This window comes from Pseudomonas lini, assembly GCF_030812475.1.
Taxonomy (GTDB): Bacteria; Pseudomonadota; Gammaproteobacteria; order Pseudomonadales; family Pseudomonadaceae; genus Aquipseudomonas; species Aquipseudomonas lini_A.
On the sequence record NZ_JAUSSR010000027.1, the window covers coordinates 1 to 16587 of the forward strand.

Genomic DNA, 16587 nt, shown 5'->3' on the forward strand with positions numbered 1-16587 from the left:
GCAGACCTTTGGCCCGCTCAACCCCCATTGTGGGAGCGGGATTGCTGGCTAATGGGGTGGGTAAGAAACTTAAAATGTTGGCTGACCCACCGCCTTCGCGAGCAAGCCCGCTCCGACAATCAGTTTTGCGTCAACCCAAAAGAAAGCCCGGCCAGCATCGCTGCTGACCGGGCTTTCTTACAGCCGGGCCGGCTTACTCGGTGGACAACACACCCCGACGAACCTGGTCACGTTCGATGGATTCGAACAGCGCCTTGAAGTTGCCTTCACCGAAGCCATCGTCGCCTTTACGCTGGATGAACTCGAAGAACACCGGGCCCATCAAGGTTTCCGAGAAGATCTGCAGCAACAGGCGCTTGTCGCCCGACTCGGACGATCCGTCCAGCAAGATACCGCGCGCCTGCAGTTCGTTGACCGGCTCGCCGTGATTCGGCAAACGGCCTTCGAGCATCTCGTAATAGGTTTCCGGCGGCGCGGTCATGAAACGCATGCCGATGCTTTTCAAGTGATCCCAGGTCTTGATCAGGTCATCGCTGAGGAACGCCACGTGCTGGATGCCCTCGCCGTTGAACTGCATCAGGAACTCTTCGATCTGCCCGGCGCCCTTGGACGACTCTTCGTTCAACGGGATGCGGATCATGCCATCCGGCGCGGTCATCGCCTTGGAGGTCAGGCCGGTGTACTCGCCCTTGATGTCGAAGTAGCGGATCTCGCGGAAGTTGAACAGCTTCTCGTAGAAGTTGGCCCAATAGGCCATGCGCCCGCGATAGACGTTGTGGGTCAAGTGATCGATGATCTTCAGGCCGGCACCGACCGGGTTGCGGTCAACGCCTTCGATGAACACGAAGTCGATGTCGTAGATCGAGCTGCCTTCGCCGAAACGGTCGATCAGGTACAGCGGCGCACCGCCGATGCCTTTGATCGCCGGCAGATGCAGCTCCATCGGGCCGGTCTCGATGTGGATCGGCTGGGCGCCGAGTTCCAGGGCACGCTTGTAGGCCTTCTGCGAATCCTTGACCCGGAACGCCATGCCGCATACCGACGGGCCGTGTTCGGCTGCAAAGTACGACGCAACACTGTTGGGTTCGTTGTTGAGGATCAGGTTGATCGCGCCCTGGCGATACAGGTGCACGTCTTTTGAGCGGTGGGTCGCGACCTTGGTGAAGCCCATGATCTGGAAGATCGGCTCCAGGGTGTTCGGAGTTGGCGATGCGAATTCGATGAATTCAAAGCCCATCAGGCCCATTGGGTTTTCGTATAAATCTGCCATGGTTGGCGCCTCATCATGCTTTTAGAATCAACAGCTGAAAGTAACGGATCGTTAATTGCTGGCAATGCTGAGACCGGCGGGTGGCGCGCAGGAGATTCCCCGCACGCTGCGGGCGAGAAAGTCACCGTAGATCAATTGAAACCCAAATATCTTCATTGTCGACCCAAGGCTATGACGGGCGAGGCTTCTGCTGCCAGAAGACGATTATTCTTATATGCGTAACCGGATTCTACACAGCGTAAATCGTTTTGTCCGCCTTCTGTATCAAATCCCCTTTTTCCCTGCGCGCGCAAGGGGTTTTCATCAAGCGGGCAACACGCCTGGATTACCGTTGATCGGCAAAAGTCCACAAGTCGTTCTATCATGCCCGTTACCTGAACTCATTTTGGGAGGCCTGCTGTCGTCCTGCCTGCATTTGAGAGCCCTCTTCCACCGTAACAGGTTTCACGAATGCCACTGAACGTCAAAAACCGTCGCAAACGCGGGGTCAGGATTGCCGTGACCGTCTTGAGCGGTTTACTCCCGGTACTGCTGGGGTTCGCCATTTTGTATATGCAGGCTGAACGCACACTGCAACAGAGTACCCGGTTGACGGCGGAAGAAGCCGTGAGCCAGTTCGAACTGATGTTCGACAACACGGCCGAGGCCGCGCGCGAGTTGCTGCCGCTGGCGGGCCAACGCTGCAACGATGTCAAACTGGCCTTGCGCGAACAGGTCACCCGCCGCCCCTTCGTGCGCTCGACCAATCTGGTCTGGGACGACAGCATTTACTGCAGTTCCTTGTTCGGTGACTATCAGGAAAAAATCAATGCTGGCGACTACACCCAAGGCCAGTTGTCGTTGATGAAGAGCAATAAGGTCACGCCCGACAGCGCTCTGCTGGTGTATCGACTCAGTGAAGGGCAACGGGGCGCCTTGAGCGCTCTGGACGGGTATCACTTGAGCAATGTATTGCGCCTGATCGGCCGCAGCACCTTATTGGCGCTGCAAGTCGGCCCACATTGGCTGGCTGCCGACGGCCAGTTCCACGACGGCGCCCTGCCCCTCTTTGCGGTAGCGCAAAACGAACTGGCCTCCTCGCGATACGCTTTTACCGTGGCAGCCGGTTTCCCCGAGGGCGAAACCTGGCGTTATATGAAAAGCGAGTATCCGCCACTGTTCAGCCTGCTGATATTTTTCGGCGTGGTGTCGGGCACGATCGGGCACGTTCTGCAAAGACGCGCCATGTCGCCCAGCCACGAAATGCAGCGCGCGATGGAAGCCGGGGAGTTCATTCCCTTTTTTCAGCCGGTGGTCCATGGCGACAGCAAGCAGTGGTCCGGTTGCGAAGTGCTGATGCGCTGGAATCATCCGAAGGAAGGCCTGGTGCGCCCGGACCTGTTCATTCCGTTCGCCGAATATTCCGGGCTGATCGTGCCGATGACCCGCTCATTGATGCAACAGACCGCCGCATTGCTGGCGCCCCTGTCTTCGTCATTCAGAGAGCCGTTTCACATCGGAATCAACATCACCGCCAGCCACTGCAAAAACCTGGATTTGATCGAGGATTGTCGAGCGTTCATCCAGGCCTTTGCCCCGGGTTCGATCAGCCTGGTGCTGGAGTTGACCGAGCGCGAACTCATCGAGCCCACGGCCATGACCCATCAATTGTTCGAACAGCTGCATGAGCTTGGCGTGATGATCGCAATCGACGACTTTGGCACCGGCCATTCGAGCCTGGGTTACCTGCGTCAATTCAACGTGGACTTCCTGAAAATCGACCAGAGTTTCGTTGCCATGATCGGAGTCGACGCCCTCTCAAGGCACATTCTTGACTCCATCATCGAGCTCTCCGCCAAGCTCGATCTGGGCATTGTCGCCGAAGGCGTGGAAACCACGGAGCAAAGTGATTACCTGACCGCCCACGGGGTGAACTTCCTGCAAGGTTATCTCTTCGGCCGGCCGATGCCCGGCCCAGAGTTCATTAACGCATTAAGTCACCATTAACTAACTGCTAAAAGCGACAAGATAAGGCGACGGCGCAGCCGTTTGTATCAACAGACTAATGTAGTTACATGAAGAAAAAGACAGGATTTACTCTTGGCTCATTAACTACTACAATTTTTCATGCCTGTGCAAAACTGGCAGGTGAGCCACTATCACCGAGTCGCTACAAGGCGCCTGGCTTATAGCCTTGATTGCGGTTGGTATCAGCCAAATACACTATTGGAGTAAAGATATTGTCCAGACTCGCTGAATTTCGTGCAGCTGAAAAGGCCCTTCAGGAACAGCTCAAGCAGCTGGAAGCGCTGAAGAACGATGCCGGGCTCAAGAAAGAAATCGAATTCGAAGAAAAGCTCCAGGGGTTGATGAAAACCTATGGCAAGAGCCTGCGCGACGTCATCGCCATTCTCGATCCGAACCCGGGCAAATCCGGCCAGCAACAGGCCGCGGCGCCTAAAACCCGCCGTGCTCGCGTGGTCAAGGTCTATCAGAATCCGCACACCGGTGAACTGATTGAAACCAAAGGCGGCAACCACCGCGGACTGAAAGCCTGGAAGGAACAATACGGTGTCGACACCGTGGATTCCTGGTTGCGCGGTTAAGCATTTTCGGTAATAAAAAGCCCTGCAATGCAGGCAATGCCTGTAGGAGCGAGCTTGCTCCGGGCGGCTTCCGACGATGGTCGTCAACGATAACGCGTGTTTGCTGGATAGTACGCGGTGTTCTTGAATCCATCGTCGGAACGCCGCCTGGAGCAAGCTCGCTCCTACAGTGTGCTTAGTCCCTTCGGCTATCTAAAAAGGTCTGTAAGTACTTATACCTGCAGTACATTGAAATCTTAAACTAAAGTCTCAAGCTGTTACGAACAGCGTCTATTTCACCCTGACTTGCTTTATAAGCCTCAGCCTGCCCCGCGCTGGAAAAAACATAGGCCTTATCCGCATCCACGGCCGCCACCAATGTTTGAGACAACACATGACGACCGTTCTGGGTAATGGTGCAGGTAGTTTCGAGCGCATCCAGGCGGCTCAAACGAGCGGGATGAATCTTGTTGCAAACACTTTGATAGCCGCCTTGAAAGAAATCCTTCTGCACCGACTTGCGCATCTCCAGCAATACACCCTGCAGATTCACCTGATGGCCAGTTTGCACTTGGGTCATGGTCAACTCCATCACCATCACCGGCGTGCCGCCCTGATCGTGCTTCACTGCGCGCTGACGGGACACCTGGGCATTGGCGGCTTCCTTCGGGACGGGTTCGACCTCCCAACCGGCAGGCCAGGTCACGACTGGCTCATCGGCGTGAGCAGCAGCCGAGAGCACACTCAGCAGGATGAAAATCGATGGGTAGGGCCGAATCATTGCAATGAATTCTCAGTGTTTGATCGACGAAGTCTGAGCCTCGCCCGTCGGCCAGGCAATAGCCGACATTTGGTGATGCCTGCGCCCTTGCGTATCATGGTCGCCATCGTCAGCCCCACTTATTGCCCGGAGGGCCCATGAGCCTGCACGAATTGAACAGCTTCCCCGGCGTGACCGCCCAACCTGATACCGCGACCCACGGTTTCGTTTTCAACCACACCATGCTGCGGGTCAAGGACATCACCAGATCCCTGGATTTCTATACCCGGATCCTCGGTTTCTCGCTGGTGGAAAAGCGCGACTTCCCGGAAGCCGAATTCAGCCTGTACTTCCTGGCGCTGGTCGATAAGGATCAGATCCCGGCCGACGCCGCGGCGCGCACCGAATGGATGAAATCGATCCCCGGCATTCTCGAACTGACCCACAACCACGGCACGGAAAACGACGCGGATTTCGCCTACCACAACGGCAACACCGACCCGCGCGGTTTCGGCCACATCTGCATCTCGGTACCGGACATCGTCGCCGCCTGCGAGCGCTTCGAGGCACTGGGCTGCGATTTCCAGAAACGCCTGAGCGACGGGCGCATGAAGAGCCTGGCGTTCATCAAGGACCCGGATGCCTACTGGGTCGAAATCATCCAGCCCGCCCCGCTCTGATAGGCGACATCCTCCCTGTAGGAGCTGGCTTGTCGGATCGCCGCACCGCAGCGAAGACGGCCTCAAGCCTTGCAGCGCCCACGAAGACGCCTTCGCCAGCAAGCCGGCTCCTACAAAAGCCGTGCAACGGCGCGCAAAAAAACCCATGATCGCTCATAGGTTTTTTTGTGTTTTCATTGTCAGCTTTTACGCCGGGGCCGAAGTCCGGATCAGGTGATCGAATGCGCTCAGGGAAGCCTTGGCCCCCTCGCCCACCGCAATCACGATCTGCTTGTACGGCACGGTCGTCACATCACCGGCCGCAAATACCCCCGGTACCGACGTCTCGCCACGGGCGTCGACGATGATCTCGCCACGCGGCGACAACTCGATGGTACCTTTGAGCCAATCGGTGTTGGGCAACAGACCGATCTGCACGAAGATCCCTTCCAGTTCCACAGTCCGCAGCTCGTCCGACTGACGATCCTTGTAGCGCAGGCCGTTGACCTTCTGACCGTCGCCGGTCACTTCAGTGGTTTGCGCACTGGTGATAACGGTCACGTTAGGCAGACTGTGCAATTTGCGCTGCAGGACCGCATCGGCGCGCAACTGCACGTCGAATTCGAGCAGTGTCACGTGAGACACGATGCCCGCCAGGTCAATGGCCGCTTCGACGCCGGAGTTGCCGCCGCCGATCACCGCCACTCGCTTGCCTTTAAACAGCGGACCGTCACAGTGCGGGCAGTACGCCACGCCCTTGTTGCGGTATTGCTGCTCTCCCGGGACATTCATTTCACGCCACCGCGCACCGGTCGCGAGGATCACGGTTCTGGCTTTCAATGTCGCGCCGCTGGCAAAGTGGACTTCATTCAGTTGACCGTTCTTGCCCGGCACCAGCTTGTCGGCCCGTTGCAGGTTGATGATGTCGACGTCGTACTGCTTGACGTGTTCTTCCAGGGCGACGGCCAGTTTTGGCCCTTCGGTTTCCTGCACCGAGATGAAGTTCTCGATGGCCATGGTGTCCAGCACCTGCCCACCGAAACGCTCGGCCGCGACACCGGTGCGAATGCCTTTACGGGCGGCGTAGATCGCCGCCGAAGCACCGGCCGGGCCACCGCCGACCACCAATACGTCAAAGGTTTCTTTGGCGCTGATCTTCTCGGCCTGGCGCTCGATGCCGCTGGTGTCGATTTTGGCGAGGATTTCTTCCAGGCCCATGCGACCCTGGCCGAAGTTCACGCCATTGAGGTAGATACTGGGCACGGCCATGATCTGGCGCTCGTCGACTTCGGCCTGGAACAGCGCGCCGTCGATGGCGACGTGACGGATGTTCGGGTTCAACACGGCCATCAGGTTCAGCGCCTGGACCACGTCCGGGCAGTTCTGGCAGGACAGCGAGAAGTAGGTCTCGAAGTTGAATTCGCCCTTGAGCGAACGGATCTGTTCGATCACTTCAACACTGGCTTTCGAAGGGTGGCCGCCGACTTGCAGCAAGGCCAGTACCAACGAAGTGAATTCGTGGCCCATCGGGATGCCGGCGAAACGCAGGCTGATTTCGGCACCGGGGCGGTTGATCGAGAACGATGGTTTGCGTGCATCATCACCGTTGTCGAGCAAGGTAATCTGGCTGGAAAGACTGGCAACGTCTTTCAGCAATTCGAGCATTTCCTGGGATTTCGCACCGTCGTCGAGGGAGGCAACGATCTCGATCGGCTGGGTGACCCGTTCCAGGTATGACTTCAACTGGGCTTTAAGATTGGTGTCCAACATACGGGCGATTTCCTTTTTGAATTTGAAAAAAAACGCCCGAGCGAATCTCGCCCGGGCGTTTTTATTGGGCGGTTGCAGCTTACTTAGGTGCGGGAACCCGCCCTGATGATGCGATCCACAGACTTAGATCTTGCCGACCAGGTCCAGGGACGGCGCCAGCGTGGCCTCGCCTTCTTTCCACTTGGCTGGGCAAACCTGGCCAGGGTGGGCAGCGACGTACTGGGCAGCCTTGATTTTGCGCAGCAGTTCGGAAGCGTCACGGCCCACACCACCGTCGTTCAGTTCGACGATTTTGATCTGGCCTTCAGGGTTGATCACGAAGGTGCCACGGTCAGCCAGACCGGCTTCTTCGATCAGCACGTCGAAGTTGCGGGAGATGGCATGGGTCGGGTCACCGATCATGGTGTACTGGATTTTGCCGATGGCTGGCGAAGTGTTGTGCCAGGCAGCGTGGGCAAAATGGGTGTCGGTGGAAACGCTGTAGATCTCGACGCCCAGCTTCTGGAACGCGTCGTAGTTGTCGGCCAGGTCTTCGAGTTCAGTCGGGCAAACGAAGGTGAAGTCGGCTGGGTAGAAGAACACGACAGACCACTTGCCTTTCAGGTCGGCGTCCGACACTTTTACGAAGTCGCCATTCTTGAAGGCGTCAGCTTTGAACGGTTTAACTTGGCTGTTGATGATAGGCATCGATGACTCTCCGTCAGGGGTTGAAAAAGTTGATGGAATGAATCCTACCTATCCAATCTCCCGATGGCTCATTGGCAAACCTCATGCTGCTGATTGGTTTTCGCTATTAGCTGACAGTACTAATAGAAGAAATCGCTTCTAGAGGCTTTTTCGCGGGATCCCATGGCGTGGCGACGAAACGGATTTCTATATGACCACAGGTTTTTCAACGATCCGTGGCATGACCGGAAACGGGTTGGCATCTACGTAACGCATGGCCGATTTCATATCCTTCCAGCCGACGTAACTCATCAACGACTTCAAATCCCATCCACTCTGATGCGCCCAGGTGGCGAAGCCGCGCCGCAAGGAGTGGCTGGTGTAGTGCTCAGCGGGAATTCCCGCGCGCTCCAGCGCCTGGCGCAGCAACGGGATCACGCTGTTGGCGTGCAACCCCTCCTCGCTCAGGTGGCCCCAGCGGTCGATTCCGCGAAACACCGGCCCCCGGACCAACGCCGCCGCGCTGATCCAGTCGATGTACGCCTGCACCGGACACAACCGCTGCAGGGCCGGTGTCTGATAGGTCTTGCCGAGGTTTTCCCTGTCGCTCTTGCTGCGCGGCAGATACAGCGTGATGCCGGCACCGGCGCTCGCCTGCACGTGCTCGATCTGCAGGCGACACAACTCATCGCTGCGAAAGCCGCGCCAGAAGCCCAGCAGGATCAGCGCTGCGTCGCGCCGTGCTCGCAAGAGCGTCGGTTGATCGCCAGCAGATTTTGCGGCCTGCGCCTCCTGTTCCAGCCAGGCCACTGCCTGCTCCAGATGCTGCAACTGCAACGGCTCTGCCTGCTTCTCCTGCGCCGGATGCAGCGCGCGAATGCCTTTGAACACCTTGCGCACCACCGGCGCCTTGGTGGGATCGGCAAAACCCTGGCTGTTGTGCCATTGCGCCAATGCCGACAAGCGCAGCTTCAAGGTGTTGATCGACAACTCACCGGCATACGCCACCAGGTAGCGCGCGATGCTGTCCGCCGTTGCAGGCAAAAACCCGCCCCAACTGACTTCGAAGTGCTCGATGGCCGCCCGATAGCTGCGACGGGTGTTGTCGCGGGTGGCGGCTTGCAGGTAACGATCCAGCTCACTCATGAAAATAACCTGCCTGAAAACAAGCGGCGCCCCCGGGTTTATCGCGAGCAAGCTCGCTCCTGCAGAGGTACTGCTTTGCGCTAATCCTGTAGGAACGAGCCTGCTCGCGATAACGCTTGCCGCCTGAATGCCCACGGCGCTCTCGGGTTTTGTGCGCCAATCCCGAAATTGACACCGCCCCCCTGTAGGAGCTGGCTTGCCAGCGAAAGCGGTGTGTCAGCCAACATATTTTTAACTGGTCGGACGCCTTCGCTGGCAAGCCAGCTCCTACAGGGGGATTTGTGTACCGAAATCTAGTGACGAATGCTTCAGAAACGTTCTCACACGGGGTAATACCAGTATATCCCGTGTCAATAAACAAGGCATATTTAACTTTTAATGTGACGTGGTACAATGTGTATTTAGTGGTACGTACCACATTACGAAATCGTAGGAGAGCTCATGGCCCGTGGCGGCATCAACAAAGCAGTGGTTCAAACGGCCCGGCTGGCAATCCTCGCCCGCGGTGAAAACCCGAGCATCGACGCGGTACGGATCGAAATGGGCAACACCGGCTCGAAAACCACCATTCACCGCTATCTGAAAGAACTGGATGATGGCGCCGAACCGGCCGAGTCTTCTTCCGAGCCCCTCGATGACGAGCTGGCAGCGCTCGTCTCGCACCTGGCGCAGCGACTCAGGGAGCAGGCACAGGAACCAATCGATCAGGCACGCGCGCTGTTCGAGCAACAGCGAGCGGAACTGGACAAGCAGCTGTCCGAAGCCCGGCAAGCCAACACGCTGTTGCAGCAGCAATACGAAATTCAGAGCCTGGCCTACACCCAGGAATCCGAAGCACTGGAAAGCACTCGCGCCTTGTTGCAGGGCGAGCAAACCCGCAACGCTGGATTGAACCAGGCGCTGACTGATTTCGAATTACGCTTGCAAGACAAGGACGAGCAGATCCGCTCCCTTGAAGAGAAACACCTGCACACCCGCGACGCCTTGGAGCACTACCGCAACGCCGTCAAAGAGCAGCGCGAGCAGGAGCAAAATCGCCACGAAGGCCAGGTACAGCAGATTCAGATGGAATTGCGCCAGGCCCAGCAAAGCGCATTGGTGCGCCAGGATGAAATCACCCAGTTGCACCGTGACAATGAACGCCTGTTGACCGAAAACCGAGGAACGCTACGGGAGTTGAGCCTGCTGCAGGAACAGCTCAAGCAAACCCACCATCGCCAGGATCAACTGCTGGAACAGGTCAACCGCATCGACAGCGAGCGCACCCTCCTACAGGAACGCTTGCGCACTGCCCTGCTGGAAAGCCAGTCACTCAAACAGAGCGTCGAGGAACACGCGCAAGCAAATAAATCCCTGGAAGCTGAATTGACCCAGACCCAGTCGCACCTGGAGCAACTGCGCCTGGCGGCTGTCGTTGCGACAACCCCAGACGCTGTAGAACAGCAGAAGGACGATTAACCGGCGACCGGCGTACGCATGGTGACGAACTCTTCGGCGGCTGTCGGGTGCACACCGATGGTTTCGTCGAAGTCACGCTTGGTCGCGCCGGCCTTCAAGGCAATCGCCAGGCCCTGGACGATTTCACCGGCATCCGGGCCGACCATGTGGCAACCCAGCACCTTGTCGGTCTTGCCGTCCACCACCAGCTTCATCAGCGTGCGCTCCTGGCATTCGGTCAGGGTCAGCTTCATCGGCCGGAAACGGCTCTCGAAGATCACCACCTCGTGCCCGGCCTCCCGGGCCTCCTCCTCGGTCAAACCGACGGTGCCGATGTTCGGCAGGCTGAACACCGCCGTCGGGATCATCTTGTAATCCACCGGGCGATATTGCTCAGGCTTGAACAAGCGCCGCGCCACCGCCATGCCTTCGGCCAGCGCGACCGGCGTCAGCTGAACCCTGCCGATGACATCGCCCAGGGCCAGGATCGACGGCTCGGCCGTCTGATACTGCTCGTCGACCTCGACGAAGCCTTTCTTGTCGAGCTTGACCCCAGTGTTTTCCAGCCCGAGGTTGTCCAGCATCGGACGCCGCCCGGTGGCGTAGAACACGCAATCGGCTTCCAGCTCGCGACCGTCCTTAAGGGCGACTTTGAGACTGCCATCGGCCTGCTTGTCGATGCGCTCGATGTCAGCATTGAATTGCAGATCCATGCCACGCTTGGTCAGCTCTTCCTGCAGGTGCTTGCGCACCGCACCGTCGAAGCCACGCAGAAACAACTCACCGCGATACAGCAAGGTAGTGTCGGCGCCCAGGCCGTGGAAGATCCCGGCGAATTCGACGGCAATGTAACCGCCGCCCACCACCAGCACGCGCTTGGGCAGTTCCTTGAGGAAGAACGCCTGGTTGGAACTGATCGCGTGTTCGTGCCCCGGAATCTCTGGAATCTGCGGCCAGCCGCCGGTGGCAATCAGGATGTTTTTGGCGGTGAAGCGTTCGCCATTGAACTCGACGGTGTGCGGGTCAACGATCCTGGCGTGACCTTCATGCAAGGTCACACCGCTATTGACCAGCAGATTGCGATAAATACCGTTAAGACGATTGATCTCGCGATCCTTGTTGGCGATCAGCGTCGCCCAATCGAACTTCGCCTCACCCGGGGTCCAGCCAAAACCGGAAGACTGCTCGAAGTCTTCGGCAAAATGCGCGCCGTAGACCAGCAACTTCTTCGGCACGCAGCCGACGTTCACGCAGGTACCCCCCAGGTAACGGCTCTCGGCCACGGCCACTTTCGCACCAAAACCGGCAGCAAACCGCGCAGCCCGCACACCGCCGGAACCGGCGCCAATCACATAAAGGTCAAAATCGTAGGCCATTTCTTTCTCCTCGGCAGGCTACCAGCATACCTGCAGACGTCCGTTGGGCAAGCGCTGCACAGGATATGGGGCCGGAAAAAGAAAAAGCCACCGAAGGTGGCTTTTCATTACAAGCGAGTCAAGCTATCAGTAAGCCTTGCCCGTCTTGTAGAAGTTCTCGAAGCAGAAGTTGGTCGCGTCGATGTAGCCCTCGGCGCCACCGCAGTCAAAACGCTTGCCCTTGAACTTGTAGGCCATGACGCAGCCGTTTTGCGCCTGCTTCATCAAGGCGTCGGTGATCTGGATTTCGCCGCCCTTGCCTGGCTCGGTCTGTTCGATCAGGTCGAAGATGTCCGGGGTCAGGATGTAGCGACCGATGATCGCCAGGTTCGACGGTGCATCTTCAGGCTTTGGCTTTTCAACCATGCTGTGCACGCGGTAGATGTCGTCGCGGATCATTTCGCCGGCAATCACGCCGTACTTGTGGGTTTCCAGCGGATCGACTTCCTGGATGGCGACGATCGAGCAGCGGAACTGCTTGTACAGCTTGACCATCTGGGTCAGTACGCCGTCACCGTCGAGGTTGACGCACAAGTCATCCGCCAGGACCACGGCGAACGGTTCGTCGCCAATCAGTGGGCGGCCGGTCAGGATCGCATGGCCCAGGCCTTTCATTTCGGTCTGGCGCGTGTAGGAGAAGGAGCAGTTGTCGAGCAGCTTGCGGATGCCGACCAGGTATTTTTCCTTGTCGGTGCCCTTGATCTGGTTTTCCAGCTCGTAGCTGATGTCGAAGTGGTCTTCCAGGGCGCGTTTACCGCGACCGGTGACGATGGAGATTTCGGTCAAACCGGCGTCCAGTGCTTCTTCGACGCCGTACTGGATCAGTGGCTTGTTTACCACCGGCAGCATTTCCTTGGGCATGGCTTTGGTCGCTGGGAGGAAGCGAGTGCCGTAACCGGCTGCTGGGAACAAGCATTTCTTGATCATATAAGTCCTTGAAAGGGCTGTGTGTTCGAGTTTCGACGCAGTCTAATCAGGCGGTGCGCACCTTACAATGCCCCGCGCTGGCTAACCGATGCCATCATAGAGAAATATTCACGCGGATAGTTCCGCATAATGTCCTGCGGATCTTCCGCCGCCCTTATAAATAGCAGAGACTGGCAGACTTGCACGGCCATCGACCGGACGGGCAACCGCACCACCATACGCCCATCAGCACCCGTTGGCTGCATTTGGCGCTATCATTGCGCGATTGAACCAGCCAACGAGGCAGATAGATGTCGGTAGCAAAGAGCGTCAACGGGTACCTGATCAACCAGGGGAAAGACGGCCAGTGGTGGGTCGACAGCGTCGGCGGCGAGAATATCGCCGGACCGTTCCCCAGCGAAGCGTTGGCGATTGAAGTGGCATCGGTGTTGCAAGACCAGCCTGCAGCGCCTAAACGCCGCGGCAAGGACAAGAGCTGATCCGCCCTTGTCGCACGCAGCCCTGCTTTACGCAGGGCTTTTTTGTGATTGCCCGCGACAAAGTGGCCAATCGCTATAACCTTTTGCAGCCAGCGCTGTCACAGGCTTAGCCCCATCATCCCGACGACGACCCCTACACATGAATAGATATTTGCCAATGATTGCGCTTCTGGCCCTTACCGGTTGCGCCACGTCGGAAACGACTTACCTGAACAACGGAGAACAGGGTCTGACGATCGATTGCTCCGGGGAAGCCAATTCATGGGCTACCTGCTATGAAAAGGCTGACGCTTCCTGCGCGGGCACCGGCTACAACATCGTCGCGACGGATGGCACGCCTTCGTCCAAGGAAAGCGACAAGACCCTGGGTGTGGATGTCGGCAATTACAAGAACCGCAGCGTCCTGGTGGTCTGCAAGTAGGACGTCCGGCCCTACATGTGAATTTCCGCGAACTTGATCCCCAGGCCGCGCACCGTCTCGATCAGGTCATCGAGACGATTGAAGGATTCGACTTCGTCATTGTCATCCACCAGGAAAAAACTGCGCCCGGCGCTTTTCTTGAAAAACACGATCCATTCCTCCGTGCTTGCCGGGTTCTGGATCACGTGGGTGGCAGAGATCTGACCCTCTGCATGGCACTTGCGCACCTGCTCTCGTTTCATGCTCGTCTCCGGAAATGACAATGTGGCCCTGCCCTTGTAGGAGCAAGTTTGCTCGCGATGGTCGTTAACGATAACGCGGGTTGCCTGGCTAAACGCGGCGCAATTGAATCCATCGCGAGCAAGCTTGCTCCTACCCTAAACGCGGCGCTCTTTAGTCCATCGTCCGCACGACGCCCCGAGCGAGGTTGCTCCCGTCCATCAGCCGGAAATGCACGCAGTGGCGGCATCGCGTACATCCTGGGGGCGCAACGGTACATTGGAGATGCGTTCGTGCAGCTTGATGCTGCTACCGCTGGAGCGTTCTTCGATAACGAATACAGCAGCCGGTCCCGAGGAGAGCTTCTGCGGCACGATCACCCGCACGCCATCCTTCTGCGGTTCAACTTGCAGGGCGCCGCGGCTGTCGGCCAGCTTCTCGGTCAGGCATTGTGCGTATTCATGGGGTTTCTTGCCCGAAATCACACTCATGGTAGGCAGCGTCTGATTGATATCCGAGACACTCGCACAACCACTCATCGCCACTACCAAAGGCAGGATCCATATACCCCATTTCATGTTAAATCTCCGATAAAGAGCCTCCGACAGCATAAATGCGGTTTTTCTCCGAAGCTCGTTGCGTTCATCGCGCATTGGAATCGCGAATAACTGTTTTTTATTGCCAAAGCACGCCTCGACGACCGGATAATAACCTGTTCGGGCTGATAAACTGCGCCAATCGCCCATGCTATCGTTTTGATTTTGTAGAAAAAGCCCTTCTGGAGGCGCCATGAAATTTATCCACCAGCGCGAGCACCTCAACGAAGACGACATCGTCGTCATTCAATGCTCGCAAACCTGCAACATCCGCTTGATGAACGATGCCAATTTCCGCAGCTTCAAGAACGGCGGACGTCACACTTACCACGGCGGTGCGTTCGACACCTTCCCGGCGCGTATTACTGCACCGAGCACCGGCTTCTGGAACATCACCATCGATACGGTCAACCGCCGGCCGATCAGCGTGACCCGCAAACCGACCCTGACTCACTCGATCAAGATCATCCGCCGCTCCAGCTCGAAACTGAGCTGAGTCGCGCACCCACATCAACACAAGCAGGTATGACCGTGGCTCAAACGACCAAATACGTCATCAAATACAAACTCAACGGCGAACGCCGCTTCGAATTTGCCCAACTGGAAAACGGTACTGAAGAAGAAGCCAAAGCTGCGCTGGACGTTATTCATGGCCAGACTGAAGACGTCGTCAGCGAAATAAGCGTCAGCAAGGCGCTGTAACGCAATGCGGAGCGTGCATCTGGAATTCGACCGCAAGCGCCGGAGTGTTCGCGCCGGCGGCGCTCCCTAGACTGGCGACCTCACCCACAGGTCAAGGCGTCAGTACATGTGCACTTCCTCGATTCGCTACATCAGCGGCACTGCCGATCGCGAGGCATGGCGATGAGTGAGCAACGTCTCGAAGTACTGGACTGGCTGAACCTGGAGCAGCAACTGGATCAGGATGGCTGCGCAATCATTCGATCGCTGTTGAGTCTTGAGATGTGCGATGCAGTCAGCGCCCTGTACTCCCGTTCGGAACCGTTCCGCTCGCAAGTGATCATGGCTCGTCACGGTTTTGGCCGTGGCGAGTACAAGTACTTCAGGTACCCCCTGCCCGACGTTGTAGCCCGCTTGCGCACTGCGCTTTACCCGCGCCTGGTGCCGATTGCCAATCGCTGGTACGAACGCATGGGCCTGCCGACCCGTTTCCCCGAGACGCACGAAGCTTTTCTCCAGCGCTGCCATGCCGCCGGTCAGGAACGCCCGACCCCGTTGTTGCTGCAATATGGGCCGCAGGATTACAACTGCTTGCATCAGGACCTGTACGGCGAACATGTGTTCCCGCTGCAAGTGGCGATTCTGCTGTCGGAGCCGGACAAAGATTTCATCGGCGGCGAGTTCGTGCTGACCGAACAGCGGCCACGGATGCAATCGCGACCACAGGTTATCAACCTGAAGAAGGGCGACGGGCTGATCTTTGCGGTCAATCAACGGCCGGTCAAAGGCGTTCGTGGCTATTACCGCGTGACCCTGCGCCACGGCGTGAGTCGCCTGCACAGCGGAAAACGGCATACCCTTGGAATCATCTTTCACGATGCCTTATAAGCCCATGTCTCCTGCCACCTTCGACCTGTTTGCCGACGCTGAACCCGAGCAGGAACGCCGACGCGAGCCAATCGGCGAACAGTCTTTCGTCCTGAGGGGCTTTGCCCTGCCCTGGCTGGACCGATTGCTGCCCGCTCTGGAAACAGTGCTGGCTGATGCGCCGTTACGGCAGATGGTCACGCCGGGCGGCTTCACCATGTCGGCGGCCATGAGCAGTTGCGGCACGTGGGGCTGGACCACCGATCGCAGCGGCTACCGCTACACTCGCCATGACCCGCAAACAGGCCGGCCCTGGCCAGCGATGCCCGAGGTGTTTTTCGAACTGGCCCAAGCGGCGGCGCGGGAAGCAGGGTTTGCCGGTTTCGTGCCTGATGCCTGCCTGATCAACCGCTATGTCCCGGGGGCCAAAATGTCGTTGCACCAGGACAAGGACGAAGCCTGCCTGGCCGCGCCCATTGTCTCGGTATCACTGGGGTTGCCGGCGATGTTCCTGTTCGGCGGCTTCGAGCGCAGCGACAAAAGTCAGCGAGTGCCGTTGTTGCATGGGGACATCGTGGTCTGGGGCGGCGTCGATCGCCTGCGTTATCACGGCGTGTTGCCGATCAAGGGCGGCCAGCACCCCCGCCTGGGTGAACAACGGATCAACTTCACTTTTCGCACTGCCAAATGAAGCGCTCGAATTCGACCGC

Annotated in this window: 19 protein-coding genes; 10 read left to right on the forward strand and 9 right to left on the reverse strand. The window is 58.0% G+C overall.

Features of this window, described 5'->3' with window-relative positions:
• Positions 1–193: 193 nt before the first annotated feature.
• Complete coding sequence (gene hppD / locus J2W17_RS30650; protein WP_307344009.1) at positions 194–1270, reverse strand: 4-hydroxyphenylpyruvate dioxygenase; 1077 nt, start codon at positions 1268–1270, stop codon at positions 194–196.
• 450 nt (positions 1271–1720) lie between these two features.
• Between hppD and J2W17_RS30655 the strand changes: the two genes are divergently transcribed.
• Both J2W17_RS30655 and J2W17_RS30660 read left to right on the forward strand, forming a co-directional pair.
• The gene (locus tag J2W17_RS30655) at positions 1721–3256 is read left to right on the forward strand and encodes an EAL domain-containing protein (protein ID WP_307344012.1); all 1536 of its coding nucleotides are present in this window, start codon (positions 1721–1723) and stop codon (positions 3254–3256) included.
• Between the two features lie 233 nt (positions 3257–3489).
• Entirely contained in the window at positions 3490–3855 is a 366-nt protein-coding gene (locus J2W17_RS30660; protein ID WP_307344015.1) for a histone-like nucleoid-structuring protein, MvaT/MvaU family, read from the forward strand.
• Between the two features lie 241 nt (positions 3856–4096).
• On the opposite strand, the gene J2W17_RS30665 is transcribed toward J2W17_RS30660, so the two are convergent.
• The gene (locus J2W17_RS30665) at positions 4097–4615 is read right to left on the reverse strand and encodes a DUF4946 domain-containing protein (protein WP_307344017.1); all 519 of its coding nucleotides are present in this window, start codon (positions 4613–4615) and stop codon (positions 4097–4099) included.
• A 137-nt stretch (positions 4616–4752) separates the two neighbouring features.
• On the opposite strand from J2W17_RS30665, the gene gloA reads away from it, so the two are divergent.
• Positions 4753–5274 (forward strand): lactoylglutathione lyase, encoded by a 522-nt coding sequence (gene gloA, locus J2W17_RS30670; protein ID WP_307344019.1) that lies wholly within the window; start codon positions 4753–4755, stop codon positions 5272–5274.
• Between the two features lie 186 nt (positions 5275–5460).
• Here gloA and ahpF read toward each other — a convergent pair whose 3' ends face one another.
• From ahpF to J2W17_RS30685, 3 genes are all read right to left on the reverse strand, one after another.
• Positions 5461–7023 carry an alkyl hydroperoxide reductase subunit F gene (gene ahpF, locus J2W17_RS30675; protein WP_307344021.1) on the reverse strand — a complete coding sequence of 521 codons (1563 nt, stop codon included), beginning with the start codon at positions 7021–7023 and terminating at the stop codon, positions 5461–5463.
• Between the two features lie 123 nt (positions 7024–7146).
• Entirely contained in the window at positions 7147–7710 is a 564-nt protein-coding gene (ahpC, locus tag J2W17_RS30680; RefSeq protein WP_007975937.1) for an alkyl hydroperoxide reductase subunit C, read from the reverse strand.
• Positions 7711–7896: 186 nt separating this feature from the next.
• Positions 7897–8835 (reverse strand): site-specific integrase, encoded by a 939-nt coding sequence (locus tag J2W17_RS30685; RefSeq protein ID WP_307344022.1) that lies wholly within the window; start codon positions 8833–8835, stop codon positions 7897–7899.
• Positions 8836–9276: 441 nt separating this feature from the next.
• On the opposite strand from J2W17_RS30685, the gene J2W17_RS30690 reads away from it, so the two are divergent.
• The gene (locus J2W17_RS30690; protein ID WP_307344023.1) at positions 9277–10293 is read left to right on the forward strand and encodes a DNA-binding protein; all 1017 of its coding nucleotides are present in this window, start codon (positions 9277–9279) and stop codon (positions 10291–10293) included.
• On the opposite strand, the gene gorA is transcribed toward J2W17_RS30690, so the two are convergent.
• Complete coding sequence (gorA, locus tag J2W17_RS30695) at positions 10290–11648, reverse strand: glutathione-disulfide reductase (protein ID WP_307344024.1); 1359 nt, start codon at positions 11646–11648, stop codon at positions 10290–10292. The genes J2W17_RS30690 and gorA overlap by 4 nt on opposite strands.
• A gap of 126 nt (positions 11649–11774) precedes the next feature.
• Positions 11775–12614: a UTP--glucose-1-phosphate uridylyltransferase GalU gene (gene galU, locus J2W17_RS30700; RefSeq protein ID WP_307344026.1), complete on the reverse strand. Its 840-nt coding sequence runs from the start codon at positions 12612–12614 to the stop codon at positions 11775–11777.
• A 290-nt stretch (positions 12615–12904) separates the two neighbouring features.
• Here galU and J2W17_RS30705 point away from each other — a divergent pair, with 290 nt between their 5' ends.
• Together J2W17_RS30705 and J2W17_RS30710 are read left to right on the forward strand one after the other, a co-directional pair.
• Positions 12905–13093, forward strand: a complete 189-nt coding sequence (locus J2W17_RS30705; protein WP_307344028.1) for a hypothetical protein — start codon at positions 12905–12907, stop codon at positions 13091–13093.
• Positions 13094–13232: 139 nt separating this feature from the next.
• Positions 13233–13514, forward strand: a complete 282-nt coding sequence (locus tag J2W17_RS30710; RefSeq protein ID WP_307344032.1) for a hypothetical protein — start codon at positions 13233–13235, stop codon at positions 13512–13514.
• An 11-nt stretch (positions 13515–13525) separates the two neighbouring features.
• Here the strand turns inward: J2W17_RS30710 and J2W17_RS30715 are convergent, their stop codons facing one another.
• Positions 13526–13756 carry a hypothetical protein gene (locus J2W17_RS30715; RefSeq protein WP_307344034.1) on the reverse strand — a complete coding sequence of 77 codons (231 nt, stop codon included), beginning with the start codon at positions 13754–13756 and terminating at the stop codon, positions 13526–13528.
• 198 nt (positions 13757–13954) lie between these two features.
• Positions 13955–14311, reverse strand: a complete 357-nt coding sequence (locus J2W17_RS30720) for a hypothetical protein (RefSeq protein ID WP_064678072.1) — start codon at positions 14309–14311, stop codon at positions 13955–13957.
• A 211-nt stretch (positions 14312–14522) separates the two neighbouring features.
• On the opposite strand from J2W17_RS30720, the gene J2W17_RS30725 reads away from it, so the two are divergent.
• The 4 genes from J2W17_RS30725 to alkB all read left to right on the forward strand — a co-directional run bounded on the left by J2W17_RS30725 (position 14523) and on the right by alkB (position 16568).
• Positions 14523–14825, forward strand: a complete 303-nt coding sequence (locus J2W17_RS30725) for a DUF1883 domain-containing protein (protein WP_008065357.1) — start codon at positions 14523–14525, stop codon at positions 14823–14825.
• Positions 14826–14860: 35 nt separating this feature from the next.
• On the forward strand, positions 14861–15031 hold the full coding sequence (locus tag J2W17_RS30730; protein ID WP_307344100.1) for a hypothetical protein: 171 nt from the start codon (positions 14861–14863) through the stop codon (positions 15029–15031).
• Positions 15032–15193: 162 nt separating this feature from the next.
• Positions 15194–15898 (forward strand): 2OG-Fe(II) oxygenase, encoded by a 705-nt coding sequence (locus J2W17_RS30735; RefSeq protein ID WP_307344044.1) that lies wholly within the window; start codon positions 15194–15196, stop codon positions 15896–15898.
• Positions 15888–16568: a DNA oxidative demethylase AlkB gene (gene alkB / locus J2W17_RS30740; protein ID WP_307344046.1), complete on the forward strand. Its 681-nt coding sequence runs from the start codon at positions 15888–15890 to the stop codon at positions 16566–16568. Before J2W17_RS30735 ends, alkB begins: the two co-directional genes overlap by 11 nt.
• The last annotated feature ends 19 nt before the right edge of the window (positions 16569–16587 follow it).

What these genes read in the sequence shown, in the direction of transcription:
- gloA (WP_307344019.1), top strand. Translation starts at nt 4,753, where the DNA reads ATGAGCCTGCACGAATTGAACAGCTTCCCCGGCGTGACCGCCCAACCT.
- J2W17_RS30665 (WP_307344017.1), bottom strand. Translation starts at nt 4,615, where the DNA reads ATGATTCGGCCCTACCCATCGATTTTCATCCTGCTGAGTGTGCTCTCG.
- hppD (WP_307344009.1), bottom strand. Translation starts at nt 1,270, where the DNA reads ATGGCAGATTTATACGAAAACCCAATGGGCCTGATGGGCTTTGAATTC.
- J2W17_RS30735 (WP_307344044.1), top strand. Translation starts at nt 15,194, where the DNA reads ATGAGTGAGCAACGTCTCGAAGTACTGGACTGGCTGAACCTGGAGCAG.
- J2W17_RS30685 (WP_307344022.1), bottom strand. Translation starts at nt 8,835, where the DNA reads ATGAGTGAGCTGGATCGTTACCTGCAAGCCGCCACCCGCGACAACACC.
- alkB (WP_307344046.1), top strand. Translation starts at nt 15,888, where the DNA reads ATGCCTTATAAGCCCATGTCTCCTGCCACCTTCGACCTGTTTGCCGAC.
- ahpC (WP_007975937.1), bottom strand. Translation starts at nt 7,710, where the DNA reads ATGCCTATCATCAACAGCCAAGTTAAACCGTTCAAAGCTGACGCCTTC.
- ahpF (WP_307344021.1), bottom strand. Translation starts at nt 7,023, where the DNA reads ATGTTGGACACCAATCTTAAAGCCCAGTTGAAGTCATACCTGGAACGG.
- galU (WP_307344026.1), bottom strand. Translation starts at nt 12,614, where the DNA reads ATGATCAAGAAATGCTTGTTCCCAGCAGCCGGTTACGGCACTCGCTTC.
- J2W17_RS30725 (WP_008065357.1), top strand. Translation starts at nt 14,523, where the DNA reads ATGAAATTTATCCACCAGCGCGAGCACCTCAACGAAGACGACATCGTC.
- J2W17_RS30710 (WP_307344032.1), top strand. Translation starts at nt 13,233, where the DNA reads ATGAATAGATATTTGCCAATGATTGCGCTTCTGGCCCTTACCGGTTGC.
- J2W17_RS30690 (WP_307344023.1), top strand. Translation starts at nt 9,277, where the DNA reads ATGGCCCGTGGCGGCATCAACAAAGCAGTGGTTCAAACGGCCCGGCTG.
- J2W17_RS30705 (WP_307344028.1), top strand. Translation starts at nt 12,905, where the DNA reads ATGTCGGTAGCAAAGAGCGTCAACGGGTACCTGATCAACCAGGGGAAA.
- gorA (WP_307344024.1), bottom strand. Translation starts at nt 11,648, where the DNA reads ATGGCCTACGATTTTGACCTTTATGTGATTGGCGCCGGTTCCGGCGGT.
- J2W17_RS30720 (WP_064678072.1), bottom strand. Translation starts at nt 14,311, where the DNA reads ATGAAATGGGGTATATGGATCCTGCCTTTGGTAGTGGCGATGAGTGGT.
- J2W17_RS30655 (WP_307344012.1), top strand. Translation starts at nt 1,721, where the DNA reads ATGCCACTGAACGTCAAAAACCGTCGCAAACGCGGGGTCAGGATTGCC.
- J2W17_RS30715 (WP_307344034.1), bottom strand. Translation starts at nt 13,756, where the DNA reads ATGAAACGAGAGCAGGTGCGCAAGTGCCATGCAGAGGGTCAGATCTCT.